We start from the raw sequence: 14,070 nt of genomic DNA, 5'->3' as shown, positions 1-14,070 counted from the left end.
CGGGATCAGCCCGACAGGTGGGCCAGCAGGTCCTGGCGGGTGAGGATTCCCACCGGCTTGCCGTCGCGCAGCACCACCAGGGCGCCGGACCCGCGCAGCAGGCGGACGCAGTCGCTCACGGGGGTGCCGGTGCCCACCGTGGCCAGCGGCCTGCCCATGTGGGTCTCCACCAGGTCGTCCAGCTGCGCGCGGCCGTCGAAGAGGGCGTCGAGGAGGTCGCGCTCGGCGATGGAGCCGACCACCTCGGCGGCCATGACCGGGGGCTCCTCCTTCATCACCGGCACCTGGGAGACGCCGTACTCGCGCATGATGGCCACGGCCGTGCCGACGGTCTCGTCCGGGTGGGCGTGCACGAAGTCGGGCATCTCGCCGCCCTTGGCGGCCAGCACCTGGCCCGCCGTGGCCTCCTCGGTCTCGGCGGACAGGAAGCCGTAGTCGGCCATCCACTCGTCGTTGAAGATCTTGCCGAGGTAGCCGCGGCCGCCGTCGGGCAGCAGCACGACGATGACGTCGTCGGGACCGGCGTCCCGGGCCACGCGCAGGGCCGCCTCCACGGCCAGGCCGCAGGAGCCGCCCACCAGCAGGGCCTCCTCGCGGGCCAGGCGGCGGGTCATGAGGAAGGAGTCCTTGTCGCTGACCGCCACGATGTCGTCGCACACCGAGGTGTCGTAGGTGCCGGGCCAGATGTCCTCGCCCACGCCCTCGACCAGGTAGGGGCGGCCCGAGCCGCCGGAGTAGACCGAGCCCTCGGGGTCGGCGCCGACGATGCGCACCGCGCCGCCGGAGACCTCCTTGAGGTAGCGGCCGGTCCCGCTGATGGTGCCGCCGGTGCCGATGCCCGCCACGAAGTGGGTGATGCGGCCCTCGGTCTGCTCCCAGATCTCGGGACCGGTGCTGTGGTAGTGCGACTCCGGGTTGTTCGTGTTCTCGTACTGGTTGGGCTTCCAGGCGCCGGGGATCTCGGTGGCCAGCCGGTCGGAGACGGAGTAGTAGGACTCCGGGTGGTCGGGGGCGACGGTGGTCGGGCAGACCACGACCTCGGCGCCGTAGGCGCGCAGGACCGAGAGCTTGTCCGGGCCGACCTTGTCCGGGCAGACGAAGACGCAGCGGTAGCCCTTCTCCTGGGCCACGATGGCCAGGCCGATGCCGGTGTTGCCCGAGGTCGGCTCGACGATGGTGCCGCCCGGCTTGAGCTCGCCGCTCTTCTCGGCAGCCTCGACCATGCGCAGCGCGATGCGGTCCTTGACCGAGCCGCCCGGGTTGAAGTACTCGACCTTGGCGAGGACCGTCGGGGCGTTCGGGCCGAGGACCTGGGTGACCTTGTTCAAACGGACGAGCGGAGTGTCCCCGACCAGGTCGATCAGTGAGTCGTATACCCGCACTTGCGCTCCCTCTGCGTGGTGGCGGCCGGGTTTCGGCCCGCCATGTCCTCGCCCCGGTGGCGAGACCGGGGCCGTGGGCCGGTCCGACCCGTCTCAGTTCAGACTCTAATGGTCTCCACCAGCGGGTTCCGCTGCCCCGGGAAACCGGTCCCCTCCCGCGGAGGACGGCCGGAGCGGCCGGTGCCCGAGGGCCCGGAGCAGGGTGCAGCGGAGCGCTTCGGCCGCTTCCTCGCCGGACAGCCGTCCCGCGTCCTCCTCGGCTGCCGCGGCGTGCCCGAGGGCGACGACGACCGCGACCAGCCAGTCCGCGGGGAGCGCGGCGTCGAACTCCCCGTTCGTCTGACCCCGCCGAACGACACGTCCCAGCCGGTCGGTGACAGGCGCGTGGCGTTCGGCGTCGGCCCGCGGGTCCGCCGGGTGCGAACCGACGGCGTGCATGAGCCGGGGATACCGGTCGGCGGACCGGGAACCGGCCTCGACCAGCCGCAGCAGGGCGTCCGCGGCGGACCCGGAGTCGAGGTCGGCGGCGTCCATCGCTGCCACGGCCTCCTCGGTGACCCGGTCCAGGACCGCCGCCAGCAGGTGCGCCCGCGACGGGAAGTGGGCGTAGACGGTCTGTCGGGTCACGCCCGCGGCGGTGGCGACGTTCTCGACGCTGGCGTCGGGGCGGTCGTCGAGCAGGCGGACCGCCGCGTCCAGGATCGCGGCCCTGCTGCGGCGGGCGTCGGCCCGGCGGCGCGGTGAGGCATGCAAATCTTACACCTTGTCAAAGTTGGTGGACGATGCATATCGTACAGACTGTAAGACTTATGCCCGGGACGTGCGACATGAAGGGAAGCGGCGTGAGTCCGTTCGACGGCACCGACCCCCAGCGGTTCATCACCGACTTCTTCACCGGATTCGGGGAGGAGGTCGCCCACGGCGAGGAGGAGTTGGCGGCGGTCGTGGACCGCTACCACACCCCGGACATCGTGCAGGTCGCCGACGGGCACCGCATGGACCGGGACAGACTCATCGCCCACGCGCGCCCCGCGCGCAAGAGGCCGGGCGCGTCCCGGATGAAGGTGCACGAGGCGATGGCGGACGGCGACCGGCTCGCCGCCCGCTACACCCTGTACGTCCAGCGAGGCAGGAGGGACCTGGTCATCGACGTGTACTTCTTCGGGCGGTTCGCCCCTGACGGCAGGATGCGCGAGGCCACCATGCTCACCCGCATGGAGGACTCGGCCGCCTCCGGGAGCGCGGACGCCTCGGCCTCCGAGGTCCTGGAGGTGTCGGCGTGACCACGCGCACCTACACCGTCACCGGCATGGCCTGCGGGCGCTGCGCGGGCTTCGTCACCGAGGAGCTGGAACGCGTCGAGGGCGTCACCGCCGTGGCGGTGGATGTCGGGGGCGACCGGGTCACGGTGACCGGCGAGGGGGAACTCGACACCGCCGAGGTGCGGGCCGCCGTCGAGGAGGCGGGCTACGAGCTCACCGGCGTGGTCGGCTAGGACCGCGCCCGAGGCTCGACCGCCGCCGGGGCCCGGCCGTCACCGGGGGATCCGCCCGGCACGGTCCGCCCCGCCGCCCCACCGTCGTCCCCTGCGGGGCAGCTGTCCGCCCCTGTCCCGCCCATGCCGGTCGTCTCACCCCGGGGCACGGATCGTGTACCGCTCAGGTACGTGATTCCGGGGTTGCCCACCGGTAACCTCGCTCGTATCCGTCCCGCCCAGGGCAGGCGGGTCCGAGCCTCGGGGGTGTCCGGTGCTGCGAGCCGCACGCGCAAGACGGATCGCCGCTGCCACCGCGTTCGGCGGCGGGCTCACGCTCGTGGGCGGCGGCACCGTCGCGCTCCTGTACCTCCAGGCCAGGCTGGCCCGGCGCGCGGTCGGCTCCCCCCGCTGGGACAGGCCCGTGGTCAACGGCGTCTACGGCGAGGGCTCCGGACCGCCGATCCGCATGCTGATGATGGGCGACTCCACCGCCGCCGGGTTCGCGGTCGAGCGGGCGGACCAGACCCCCGGCGTCCTCCTGGCCTCGGGGCTGGCGGCGGCCGCCGAGCGCCCCGTGCGCCTGCGCTGCACCGCCTCCCCCGGGACCACCTCGGCCAACCTGAGCGTCCAGATCGAGCGCTCCCGGGCCCTGGAGGAGGCCACCCGCTACGACCTCGCGGTCATCTTCGTCGGCGCCAACGACGTCATCCGCCGCGTGCGCCCCGACGACGCCGTCGCCCAGCTCCGCGAGACCGTCCGCCAGCTGGTCGGCCACGGCACGCGGGTGGTGGTGGGCACCTGCCCCGACCTGGGCACCGTCCGGCCCATCGGCTGGCCGCTGCGCTCGGTGGCCCGCCTGGCCTCCCGCCAGCTCGCCGCCGCCCAGGTCATCGCGGTCACCGAGGCCGGGGGCCGCGCGGTCTCCATGAGCGACGTGCTGGCCGACGATTTCCGGACAGATCCCGGGTCCATGTTCGGGCCTGACCGTTTTCATCCGTCAGCTCTCGGGTACTCGCAGGCGGCCTTCGCCGTCCTGCCCTCGGCCTGCGCCGCCCTGGGGCTGCTGCCCGAGCTGGACGACGCCGAGCGCAGCAGCGGCGTCCTGCCGGTGGACCGCGCGGCCGTGGTGGCCGCCCAGACCCCCGGAACGGAGGTCTCCAGGGTGGACGCCCAGGTCAGCGGCGACACACCCGGCAGGCACGGACGCTGGGCGGCGCTCGTCCGCGGCCCGTTCCACCTCCGGGGCGGCCGCGGGCGCCCGAACGGTTCGGCCGGGGTGCGCACGACCGAGAACGCCGACCGCTCCGGGGAGGGCGGCTGAACGCGGACCCCGGGTGGCGTGCGGGACCCCGGACGGGTTTTACTGGTCGGTAACAACCGAGGCCGGAGCAGGTCGCCCGGCCCTCCTGATCCACAGCTCCACACGCAGCACCTCAACCGTTAGGGACGCAGCCATGCCCGAAGCAGTCATCGTCGCAACCGCCCGCTCCCCCATCGGCCGCGCCTTCAAGGGCTCGCTCAAGGACATCCGGCCGGACGACCTGACCACCCAGATCGTCCGCGCGGCGCTGGCCAAGGTCCCCGAGCTGGACCCGGGCGGCATCGACGACCTGATGCTCGGCTGCGGCCTGCCCGGCGGCGAGCAGGGCTTCAACATGGCGCGCATCGTGGCCGTCCAGCTGGGACTGGACACCGTCCCGGGCACCACGGTCACCCGCTACTGCTCCTCCTCGCTCCAGACCACCCGGATGGCCTACCACGCCATCAAGGCGGGCGAGGGCGACGTCTTCGTCTCCGCGGGCGTGGAGACCGTCAGCCGGTTCGTCAACGGCAGCAGCGACGACGGCGCCAACGAGAACCCGCTCTTCGACGACGCCAAGGCCCGCACCGCCAAGCGCGCCGAGGGCGGCGCCGGAACCTGGACCGACCCGCGCGAGGACGGCCAGCTCCCCGACGCCTACATCGCGATGGGCCAGACCGCCGAGAACGTCGCCCAGGCCACCGGCGTCTCGCGCCAGCGCCAGGACGAGTTCGCGGTCCGCTCGCAGAACCTCGCCGAGAAGTCCCTGGACAACGGCTTCTGGGAGCGCGAGATCACCCCGGTGACCCTGCCCGACGGCACCGTGGTCAGCACCGACGACGGCATCCGCCGCGGCACCACCTACGAGAAGGTCTCCGAGCTCAAGCCGGTGTTCCGCCCCGACGGCACCGTCACCGCGGGCAACGCCTGCCCGCTCAATGACGGCGCCTCGGCCGTGGTCGTCATGAGCGACACCAAGGCCGCCCAGTTGGGCATCACCCCGCTGGCCCGCATCGTGTCCACCGGCGTGACCGGCCTGAGCCCGGAGATCATGGGCCTGGGCCCGGTGGAGGCCTCCCGGCAGGCGCTGGCCCGCGCCAACATGGCCATGGGCGACATCGACCTGGTCGAGATCAACGAGGCCTTCGCCGCGCAGGTGCTGCCCTCCGCCGACCGGCTGGGCATCGACATCGACTCCCAGCTCAACGTCAACGGCGGCGCCATCGCGATCGGCCACCCGTTCGGCAGCACCGGCGCCCGCATCACCGGCACGCTGATCAACGGCCTGCGCTTCCACGACCGGACCTTCGGCCTGGAGACCATGTGCGTCGGCGGCGGCCAGGGCATGGCCGCCGTCTTCGAGCGCCTGAGCTGACGACCCGCGGGGCCCCGGGCCCGGAAGGCGCCACTGGAACCCCGGCGGCGCGTTCCGGGCCCTTCTCCGTGTGCGGCCCCTCCCGTCGGCCCGCGCCGAGACCGACCGCTCCCGTCCCCCGCGTCAGCGTTCCGGACGCGGAGGGCACCGCTGGCGGACAGCCTTCCATCTCCGGAACACGCACGAAAACCCGCCTGCCACAGCAGGGTTCGTCTGGGAACCCCTTGAAGACGAACGTTCTCACACCAGCAAGGTAAAAGCTGGTGACCGGGGCTTGTCCAGAACGTGATCCTGATGCAGGGTCGCAGGTAAGTGCCACACGCCAACGCGCTGCCGGAGGTGCCCATGTCGGTAACCCACTCGCCGGAGATCCACGCCAAGCTCATCGAACGCATCCCGGTCGTCACCGGCCGGGGACTCCACGAGTGGTTCGACGCCCTCGACGGGGGGCCGGGCCTGGTGCGCTGCCAGGACCGGTCGAACTGGCTCGCCGACGAGTACGAGTTGCCCCAGTGGTACGCGCACGCCCTCGTGACGGAGTACGACCGCCGCCGCAGGAACCGCTCCATCCCCGCGCCCCGGCGCGGGAAGGCCTGAGCGCGCCGCGGGCCCGCCGACCACGGCGAAGGGGCCGCCGCCCGGACGCACGTCCGGGCGGCGGCCCCTCGCATGGGTGTGCGGACGCCGTGGGCGGCCGCGGGAGTCCTCCGCGCGTCGGGCGCGGACTACTCCGCGAAGATCGTCTTGATGATCCAGAGCAGGCGCAGGATCTCGATGTAGAGCCAGACCAGGGAGACGGTCAGGCCGAAGGCGAACTGCCAGGCGAACTTGTTGGGGATGCCGGCGTTGAGGCCCTCCTCGATGCCGCGGAACTCGATGGCCAGGGTCAGCGCGGCCAGGACCACGAACACCAGGCCGACGAGCAGGCCGAGCGGGCTGGGCTCGCGCAGGCCGATGCCGCCCGCGATGAAGAAGCTGGCCACGAAGTTGACCAGCATCAGGGCCGCGGCGCCGATGACCGCGTACGTGACGACCTTGACGAAGCCGTCGGTCACCTTGATGACGCGGAACTTGTACAGGGCGAGCATCACGGCGAACACCACGACGGTGCCCAGCACCGCCTGGGTCACGAGCGTGCCGCCCGCACCGGCGTCGCCGGTGGTGACCGACAGGCTGTTGGCCAGGATCGCGGAGATGCCGCCGACGAGCAGGCCCTCCAGGGCGGCGTAGCTCAGGATGGCGACCGGGTTGGTGATCTGCTTGAAGGAGATCACCAGGCCCAGCACCAGACCGCCGAGCGCGCCCACGAGGGTGAGCGCCACGGCGATGGCCGGGGCCGAGCCGAAGAGGAAGTAGTTGACGACGGCGAAGGCCGCGACCACACCGAGCGTCATACCGGTGCGCACGACCACGTCGTCGATGGTCATCGGCTGGTTGTCGGTGCTCTGCACCGGACCGCCGGGGTAACCCTGCTGGGGGTAGGTCTGGCCATAGCCCTGCTGCGGGTACGGTTGTCCGTACCCCGGCTGGCCGTAGGGGCCCTGCTGCTGGCCGTAGCCGTAACCCGGCTGGCCGTTGAACCCCTGCTGGGGGTGCCCGGCAGGACCGGCCTGCTGGAGCGCCCGCTTGAGGACGGGGTTGGAACTCCGCATCCGCATGTCTAGTCAAGACCCTTTCACGCGTGGATTGCTGCCCACAAGGTAACGTACGCGCCTCATCCGGAGTTCCACGGGCGAGGTCACTGTTCAGACACGGCGCCCCGGGCCGACCGGAGCCGGTCCGGAGCCCCCACGCGGTGCGCGGGCGCCCGCCCTCGCGGACACGCCGAGGGGGTCGGCACCCGAGGACGCCGACCCCCTCCTCCTCCGGCCCGGGCCGCCCGCGCGGCGGGGCCGTGACGGCCGCGCTAGCCGCGCGTGACCAGGGAGCGGGCGAGGAAGAGCATGTTCGCCGGACGCTCCGCCAGACGGCGCATGTAGTAGCCGTACCACTCGTCGCCGTAGGGCACGTAGACCCGCATCCGGTTGCCCTCGGCGGCCAGCCTGACCTGCTCGGCGTCGCGGATGCCGTAGAGCATCTGGTACTCGAAGCCGTCCTCGCCCCGGCCGTTGGCGGCGGCCAGCGAGCCCGCGATGGCGATCATGCGCGGGTCGTGCGTGGCCACCATCGGGTAGCCCTCGCCCTCCATCAGCACGCGCAGCGCGCGCACGTAGGCCTTGTCCACCTCGGCCTTGTCGCGGAAGGCCACCGACTCGGGCTCGTCGTAGGCGCCCTTGCACAGGCGCACGCGCGAACCGGCCCCGCTCAGGTCGCGGCAGTCGGCCTCGGTGCGGCGCAGGTAGGCCTGGAGCACCGCGCCCACGAAGGGGAAGTCCTGGCGCAGCTCGCGCAGGATGCCCAGTGTGGAGTCGGTGGTGGTGTGGTCCTCCATGTCCAGGGTCATCGTGGTGCCGACCGCCTTGGCCGCCTCGGCGATCCGGCGGGCGTTGTCCAGGGCGATCTTCTCGCCGTCGCTGTTGAGGAACTGGCCCACCGCCGAGAGCTTGACCGAGACCTCGGCGCGCTCGGCCAGACCCGCCCCGCCCAGCGCGGCCAGCAGGTCCCGGTAGGCGGTCACCGTCGCCTCGGCCTGGGCCGTGTCGGTGGTGTCCTCGCCCAGGAAGTCCAGGGTGACGTGGCGGTCCCGGGTCAGCTCCCCGACCACGGGGAGCGCTTCGTCCTGGGTGGAGCCCGCGACGAACCGCTTGACCATGGCCCGGGTGACGGGAGTGCGCTCGACGATGGTGCGGCAGGTCTGGGACCTGGCGGCGAGCAGCAGGGGTTTGCGAAGCATGGTGACCTCGGGAAAGACGTGCGCGAGCCGGTGGGCTGGCGCGGGCGGGGCGCGGCGGGGTTCGTTCCGGCCGCGCCGGTGGATGCGGGCGGGTTCCCGGGCCCCCTCAGGACGGGAGGGGGCCCGGGCTCCTCATCAGCCCTGGTGGGGGTAGGAGGAGACCGTCGGCGCGACGAAGGTCTCCTTGATGGCGCGCGGGCTGGACCAGCGGGACAGGTTCTGCGCCGAACCCGCCTTGTCGTTGGTGCCGGAGGCGCGCCCGCCGCCGAAGGGCTGCTGGCCCACGATGGAGCCGGTCGGGCGGTCGTTGACGTAGAAGTTGCCCGCGGCGAAGCGCAGGGCCTCGCTGGCCTTGGCCACGGCGGCGCGGTCCCTGGCCAGGACGGCGCCGGTCAGGGCGTAGGCCGAGCCCTCGTCGACGACCTTGAGGACCTCGTCGAACTTCTCGTCCTCGTAGACGTGGACGGCGACGACCGGGCCGAAGTACTCGGTGCGGAACACGTCGTGGGACGGGTCGGTGCCCTCGATGATGGTGGGGCGCACGAAGTAGCCGACGGAGTCGTCGGCGGTGCCGCCCGCCAGGACGGTCAGGGTCGGGTCGGACTTGGCGTCCTCCAGGACCTTGGCCAGCTTGTCGAAGGCGCGGCGGTCGATGACGGCGCCGACGAAGTTGGACAGGTCGGTGACGTCGCCCATGGTCAGGGCCTCGGTCTCGGCGACGAGGTCGTCGCGGACCCGCTCCCACACCGAGCGGGCGACGAAGGCGCGCGAGGCGGCCGAGCACTTCTGGCCCTGGTACTCGAAGGCGCCGCGCACGATGGCGGTGCGCAGGACCTCGGGGTCGGCCGAGGAGTGGGCGACGATGAAGTCCTTGCCGCCGGTCTCGCCGACGATGCGCGGGTAGGAGCGGTAGTTGGCGATGTTCTCGCCCACGCTCTTCCACAGGTGCTGGAAGGTCCTGGTCGAACCGGTGAAGTGCACACCGGCCAGCTCCGGGTCGTTGAGGGCGACATCGGAGACGGCGAGGCCGTCACCGGTGACCATGTTGATGACGCCGGGGGGCATGCCCGCCTCCTCCAGCAGGCGCATGGTCAGCTCGGCGGCGAACTGCTGGGTCGGGGACGGCTTCCACACGACCACGTTGCCCATCAGGGCCGGGGCGGTGGGCAGGTTGCCCGCGATCGCGGTGAAGTTGAAGGGGGTGATCGCGTAGACGAACCCCTCCAGGGGGCGCTGCTCCATGCGGTTCCACACGCCCTTGACGCTCAGCGGCTGCTGGGCGATCAGGTCGCGGGCGTAGGAGACGTTGAAGCGCCAGAAGTCGATCAGCTCGCAGGCCGAGTCGATCTCCGCCTGCTGCACGGTCTTGGACTGGCCGAGCATGGTGGCGGCGTTGATGGTGGCGCGCCAGGGGCCGGAGAGCAGTTCGGCGGCGCGCAGGAGGATGGCGGCGCGGTCGTCGAAGGACATCGCGCGCCAGGCGGGGGCGGCGGCCTTGGCGGCGGCGACGGCGTCGCGGGCGTCCTCGCGGGTGGCGTTGCGCATGGTGCCCAGGACCGCGGCGTGGCGGTGCGGCTGCACGACGTCGATGGGCTCGCCGCCGCCCATGCGGCTCTCGCCGCCGATGCGCATCGGCAGGTCGATGCTCCGGCTGCCGAGCTCCTCCAGCTTGGCCACGAGTTCCTCGCGCTCGGCGCTGCCGGGCGCGTAGGACAGAACGGGCTCGTTCTGGGGCAGAGGGACGTTGGTCACGGCGTCCATGGGCACCTTCCCGGTGAAGAATGTCCCTGAAGCAAGCAGGGTTGGCTGATTCAACGCTCCCAGAACCGGGACGTGCGAACCTTGTGGACCAGGCCACTCTTTGCCCGCCTTATTTGTTCTCCAGGACAAAATGGGACACACATGAGCGACGACCGCCCAGCATCCGACCCGTTCCGCGCCTCCGGCGACGGGAACCCCCGACCGCACCGGCGGCCGGGGGTTCCGCCTGCTCAGGACGGTTCATCCGATGACAGGACCACGGGTCTGCCCCTGCGTGGACTGCTGCTGGCCCTCGGCGACCCCGTCGTGGACGTGGCCGCCGCCCCGGACGGGCTCGATGTCCAGGTGGACAACGTCGTCATCCTCGACCCGGAGGACCGCACGGAGGTGCGGGAGGGGGACCTGGTGCTGCTGATCGGGGCCCGGGGCGCCGCCGCGCGGCGCATGGTCGGGGCGCTGGCCGAGCGCGGCGCCACGGCCGTCGCGGTCAAGACCAGCGCGCACGCGGCGCCGGAGGAGGCGCCGCCGAGCGCGGGGACGCGCCCCGGCCGCCCCCGGGCCGGGGGCGGCGACGAGGCGAGGGCGCTGCGCGCCGAGGCTCAGGAGGCGGGGATCGCCCTGCTCACGGTCCGCCCCGAGGTGCGCTGGGACCAGTTGCAGTCGGTGTGCCGGTCCATCCTGGACGACGCCCGCCTGACCGCCTCGGAGGATCTGGGCGAGTCCGGCGGCGACCTGTTCTCCATGGCGCAGACCATCGCCCGGCTCACCGGCGGGCTGGTGAGCATCGAGGACGCGGCGAGCCGGGTGCTGGCCTACTCCAGCGGCGCCGAGGTGGACGAGTTGCGGCGGCTGTCGGTGCTGGGCAGGCGCGGCCCGGAGTCGTACCTGGCCCTGCTGCGCGAGTGGGGGGTGTTCGCCAAGCTGCGCGCGGGCGAGGAGGTGGTGCGGGTGGACGAGCACCCCGAACTGGGCATCAGGCGCCGGTTGGCCGTGGGCATCCACGCGGGGCGCCAGCCGCTGGGCGCGATCTGGGTGCAGGAGGGCGACCGGCCGCTGGCCGAGCACGCGGAGGAGGCCCTGCTGGGCGCGGCGCGCACCACCGCGCTGCAGATGATCCGCCAGCGCACGCAGGCCAGCGCGGGGCTGCGGCTGCGCGAGGACCTGCTGTCGAGCCTGTTGGAGGGCAGGATCGACGCCGGTGCGCTGGCCGACACAGTGGAGGTGCACGCCGACCGGGGCGCGCTGGTGGCGGCGTTCGCCCCGGTCGAGGGGGCCGAGGGCGCGGCGGAGGAGCGCCCCGACCGGCCCGAGCGCGAGTTGCGCCGCCGCCAGCTGATCGACCTGGTGTCGGTGCACACCGCGGCCTACCGGCGCGGCGCCCTGGTGACCGCGCTGGGCGGTCGGGTGTACGTGCTGCTGCCGGACCTGGCGCGCACCCGGGAGGGGCGGCGCGGGGTGGAGCGGTCGGTGCTGGCGCTGGCACGCAGGACGGTGGCGGCGGCGCGTGCGGCGCTGGGGCTGGAGGTGCGCGCGGCGGTGGGGTCGCTGGTGGAGCGGCTGGGGGACGTGCCGGACTCGCGTGCGGAGGCGGACCGGGTCCTGGATGCGGTGGAACGCTCTCCCGACCGGGGACCGGGCTGGGACGTGGCGACCATCTCCGACGTGCGCTCGCGGGTGCTGGTCAGCGAGACGCTGGCGCTGCTGCGCGGGGACCCGTCGCTGCGGGACCCGCGGGTGAGCCGGCTGGTCGAGCACGACCGCGCGGGCGGCGCCGACCTGGTGCACTCCCTGCTGGCCTACCTGGAGGCGTTCGGGGACGCGCGGGCGGCGGCGGAGCGACTGCACATCCACCCGAACACGCTGCGCTACCGGGTGCGCCGGGCGGCTTCGGTGAGCGGGATCGACCTGGGGGACCCCGGGGAACGCCTGTTCACGCAGTTGCAGCTGTTGATGGAGCAGCAGGGACCGACGCGCTGAGGGACTGCCGGCCGTGTCCGCGGGCAGGCGTCCACCCGCGGAAAAACGCGACGCCTGCTCGGTGAGCAGGCGTCGTCGGGGCTGGTTGCCGTGGGTACCCCCGGTCGGACTCGAACCGACACTTGTGACCCTTTTAGGGGGCCTGCCTCTTCCATTGGGCTACGAGGGCGTGGCCCATCATACCGGTCGGGTTGATTGCCCACTTTGACTTGGCTTGGCCGCATTGGGACAGGAAACGGCCGGCTCCCCCTCGGGGAGGCCGGCCGTTTCGCGCGCCCGTCGCGGAGGTCGCGCCGCGCCCGCGCCCGGTCAGCTGACCCGGCGGAGGCGGCCGTCCTCGATCTGCGGGTGGCTGGCCTCCTCGAAGGCCTGGCGGGGCTCGGCCATCTCCGGGAGCGCGGCGTAGTCGCGGCGCAGGAAGAGGGCGAGCGTCCAGTCCGAGAGCACGCGCATCTTGCGGTTGAAGGTCGGGACCGCGAACAGGTGGTAGGACCGGTGCGCGTACCAGGCCAGGCGGCCGTTGAGCTTGATCTTGCCGAACAGCTGGGCGGCGCCCTTGTGGACTCCGAGCCCGGCGACCGCGCCCAGGTTCTTGTGGCGGTAGGCCTTGGGCTCGGTGCCGCGCAGGGCGGCGATCACGTTGTCGGCCAGGACCGGGGCCTGGCGGACCGCGTTCTGGGCGTTGGGCGGGTAGTAGCCGCCGTTGCCGTCGGGCACCTGCGCGTTGTCGCCGCCCGCGAAGGCGTTCTCCACGCCGTTGACGGCCAGGTACTCGCTGGTGTCCAGGTGGCCCTTGGGGCCGAGCGGCAGGTCGCTGGCGGCCACGACCGGGCTGGGCTTGACGCCCGCGGTCCACACCAGCGTGCCCGAGTCGAACTCGGTGCCGTCGCTGAGCTTGATGTGCTGGTCGACCGCCGACTCCAGGAAGGTCTTGAGCCGGACGTCGATGCCGCGGCGGCGCAGCTGGTTGAGCGCCTTGCTGCCGACCTCGGGACCGACCTCGGGGAGGATCTTGTCAGCCGCCTCGATGAGGTAGAACTGCACGTCCTCCAGGCCGATCGAGGGGTGGTGGCGCACGGCGTCGCGGACCATGTCCTCCAGCTCGGCGATGGCCTCGGCCCCGGCGAAGCCGCCGCCGACGAAGACGAAGTTCAGCGCCTTGCGCCGGATGGCCTCGTCGTCGGTGGAGTCGGCGATGGAGAGCTGGTCCAGGACGTGGTTGCGCAGGAAGGCGGCCTCCTCGACCGTCTTGATCCCGATGCCCCACTCGGCCAGGCCGGGGATGGGCAGGGTGCGCGAGACCGCTCCGGCGGCCATGACGAGGTAGTCGTAGGCGAGGGTCTGGGCCTCGCCGACGTTGGGCTCGTAGCGGACCGTGCGGTCGGCGTGGTCGATGCGCACGACCCTGCCGCCCAGGACGCGGACCCGCTTGAAGACCTTGCGCAGCGGGACGACCACGTGTCGGGGCGAGATGCTGCCGGAAGCGGTCTCGGGCAGGAAGGGCTGGTAGGTCATGTAGGAGTTGGGGTCGATGACGGTGATCCGCGCCTCGCCCGCTCCGAGCTTCTTCTCCAGCCGCCTCGCGGTGTACATCCCGAGGTAACCGCCGCCGACGATGAGGATGTGCGGGATCTCCGCGTCGTCCCCTCCGCCGTGTACCAGCCGGTAGTTCCTGCTCTCGGTCATCGCATTTCCGCCCTAACGGTTCTTCTGTGTGGTGCCCCTTCCCAGGGGCCGCGAGGTCGTCACGGTCTTCGGCCGCCCGCGCCGCGGTGGCGGCGGGGTGCCGCCCGGGTCGGAGCGGGGTGCTTCGTCCCTTCGCTTGTGCATTCTTTCACAAGCACCCGCCGACAGAGAAGGTTCACACCGGCTCACCTTCCCACCACTTCCCGCTCCACCCTACCGACGTTTTCGCAGGTCAGAACGGTTGTGAAAGCATTCACAAGGCCCTTGGGGGGTGACACG

Annotated in this window: 12 protein-coding genes and 1 tRNA gene; 6 read left to right on the top strand and 7 right to left on the bottom strand. The window is 72.4% G+C overall.

Going from position 1 to position 14,070, the window contains the following annotated elements; translation table 11 throughout:
- Positions 1-5 precede the first annotated feature (5 nt).
- Both PV789_RS04345 and PV789_RS04340 read right to left on the bottom strand, forming a co-directional pair.
- On the bottom strand, positions 6-1,382 hold the full coding sequence (locus tag PV789_RS04345; RefSeq protein WP_274976241.1) for a cystathionine beta-synthase: 1,377 nt from the start codon (positions 1,380-1,382) through the stop codon (positions 6-8).
- A gap of 105 nt (positions 1,383-1,487) precedes the next feature.
- Entirely contained in the window at positions 1,488-2,135 is a 648-nt protein-coding gene (locus PV789_RS04340) for a TetR/AcrR family transcriptional regulator (protein ID WP_274976240.1), read from the bottom strand.
- A gap of 89 nt (positions 2,136-2,224) precedes the next feature.
- On the opposite strand from PV789_RS04340, the gene PV789_RS04335 reads away from it, so the two are divergent.
- From PV789_RS04335 to PV789_RS04315, 5 genes are all read left to right on the top strand, one after another.
- Positions 2,225-2,665, top strand: a complete 441-nt coding sequence (locus PV789_RS04335; protein ID WP_274976239.1) for a nuclear transport factor 2 family protein — start codon at positions 2,225-2,227, stop codon at positions 2,663-2,665.
- Positions 2,662-2,877: a heavy-metal-associated domain-containing protein gene (locus PV789_RS04330; RefSeq protein WP_274976238.1), complete on the top strand. Its 216-nt coding sequence runs from the start codon at positions 2,662-2,664 to the stop codon at positions 2,875-2,877. Before PV789_RS04335 ends, PV789_RS04330 begins: the two co-directional genes overlap by 4 nt.
- Positions 2,878-3,130: 253 nt before the next feature.
- On the top strand, positions 3,131-4,180 hold the full coding sequence (locus PV789_RS04325) for an SGNH/GDSL hydrolase family protein (RefSeq protein ID WP_274976237.1): 1,050 nt from the start codon (positions 3,131-3,133) through the stop codon (positions 4,178-4,180).
- A 133-nt stretch (positions 4,181-4,313) separates the two neighbouring features.
- A complete protein-coding gene (locus PV789_RS04320) occupies positions 4,314-5,534 on the top strand; it encodes an acetyl-CoA C-acetyltransferase (protein WP_274976236.1) in 1,221 nt (406 codons plus the stop codon).
- 345 nt (positions 5,535-5,879) lie between these two features.
- Positions 5,880-6,131 carry a DUF4287 domain-containing protein gene (locus PV789_RS04315; protein ID WP_274976235.1) on the top strand — a complete coding sequence of 84 codons (252 nt, stop codon included), beginning with the start codon at positions 5,880-5,882 and terminating at the stop codon, positions 6,129-6,131.
- Between the two features lie 128 nt (positions 6,132-6,259).
- Here PV789_RS04315 and PV789_RS04310 read toward each other — a convergent pair whose 3' ends face one another.
- The 3 genes from PV789_RS04310 to pruA form a co-directional block, all read right to left on the bottom strand.
- Positions 6,260-7,192 carry a Bax inhibitor-1/YccA family membrane protein gene (locus PV789_RS04310; RefSeq protein ID WP_274976234.1) on the bottom strand — a complete coding sequence of 311 codons (933 nt, stop codon included), beginning with the start codon at positions 7,190-7,192 and terminating at the stop codon, positions 6,260-6,262.
- Positions 7,193-7,440: 248 nt separating this feature from the next.
- A complete protein-coding gene (locus PV789_RS04305) occupies positions 7,441-8,367 on the bottom strand; it encodes a proline dehydrogenase family protein (protein ID WP_274976233.1) in 927 nt (308 codons plus the stop codon).
- A 135-nt stretch (positions 8,368-8,502) separates the two neighbouring features.
- On the bottom strand, positions 8,503-10,128 hold the full coding sequence (gene pruA, locus PV789_RS04300) for an L-glutamate gamma-semialdehyde dehydrogenase (RefSeq protein WP_274976232.1): 1,626 nt from the start codon (positions 10,126-10,128) through the stop codon (positions 8,503-8,505).
- Between the two features lie 141 nt (positions 10,129-10,269).
- On the opposite strand from pruA, the gene PV789_RS04295 reads away from it, so the two are divergent.
- Positions 10,270-12,105 carry a PucR family transcriptional regulator gene (locus PV789_RS04295; protein ID WP_274976231.1) on the top strand — a complete coding sequence of 612 codons (1,836 nt, stop codon included), beginning with the start codon at positions 10,270-10,272 and terminating at the stop codon, positions 12,103-12,105.
- A 95-nt stretch (positions 12,106-12,200) separates the two neighbouring features.
- On the opposite strand, the gene PV789_RS04290 is transcribed toward PV789_RS04295, so the two are convergent.
- Positions 12,201-12,274 (bottom strand) — tRNA-Leu (locus PV789_RS04290).
- Positions 12,275-12,414: 140 nt separating this feature from the next.
- Complete coding sequence (locus tag PV789_RS04285) at positions 12,415-13,791, bottom strand: NAD(P)/FAD-dependent oxidoreductase (RefSeq protein WP_013151134.1); 1,377 nt, start codon at positions 13,789-13,791, stop codon at positions 12,415-12,417.
- Positions 13,792-14,070 lie beyond the last annotated feature (279 nt).

This window comes from Nocardiopsis camelliae, assembly GCF_028993595.1.
Taxonomy (GTDB): domain Bacteria; phylum Actinomycetota; class Actinomycetes; order Streptosporangiales; family Streptosporangiaceae; genus Nocardiopsis; species Nocardiopsis dassonvillei.
This window is presented reverse-complemented; position numbering and strand designations above follow the sequence as displayed.

Coding starts and splice junctions, on each gene's coding strand:
- PV789_RS04320 (WP_274976236.1), top strand. CDS start 4,314: ATGCCCGAAGCAGTCATCGTCGCAACCGCCCGCTCCCCCATCGGCCGC.
- PV789_RS04315 (WP_274976235.1), top strand. CDS start 5,880: ATGTCGGTAACCCACTCGCCGGAGATCCACGCCAAGCTCATCGAACGC.
- PV789_RS04310 (WP_274976234.1), bottom strand. CDS start 7,192: ATGCGGATGCGGAGTTCCAACCCCGTCCTCAAGCGGGCGCTCCAGCAG.
- PV789_RS04305 (WP_274976233.1), bottom strand. CDS start 8,367: ATGCTTCGCAAACCCCTGCTGCTCGCCGCCAGGTCCCAGACCTGCCGC.
- pruA (WP_274976232.1), bottom strand. CDS start 10,128: ATGGACGCCGTGACCAACGTCCCTCTGCCCCAGAACGAGCCCGTTCTG.
- PV789_RS04295 (WP_274976231.1), top strand. CDS start 10,270: ATGAGCGACGACCGCCCAGCATCCGACCCGTTCCGCGCCTCCGGCGAC.
- PV789_RS04285 (WP_013151134.1), bottom strand. CDS start 13,791: ATGACCGAGAGCAGGAACTACCGGCTGGTACACGGCGGAGGGGACGAC.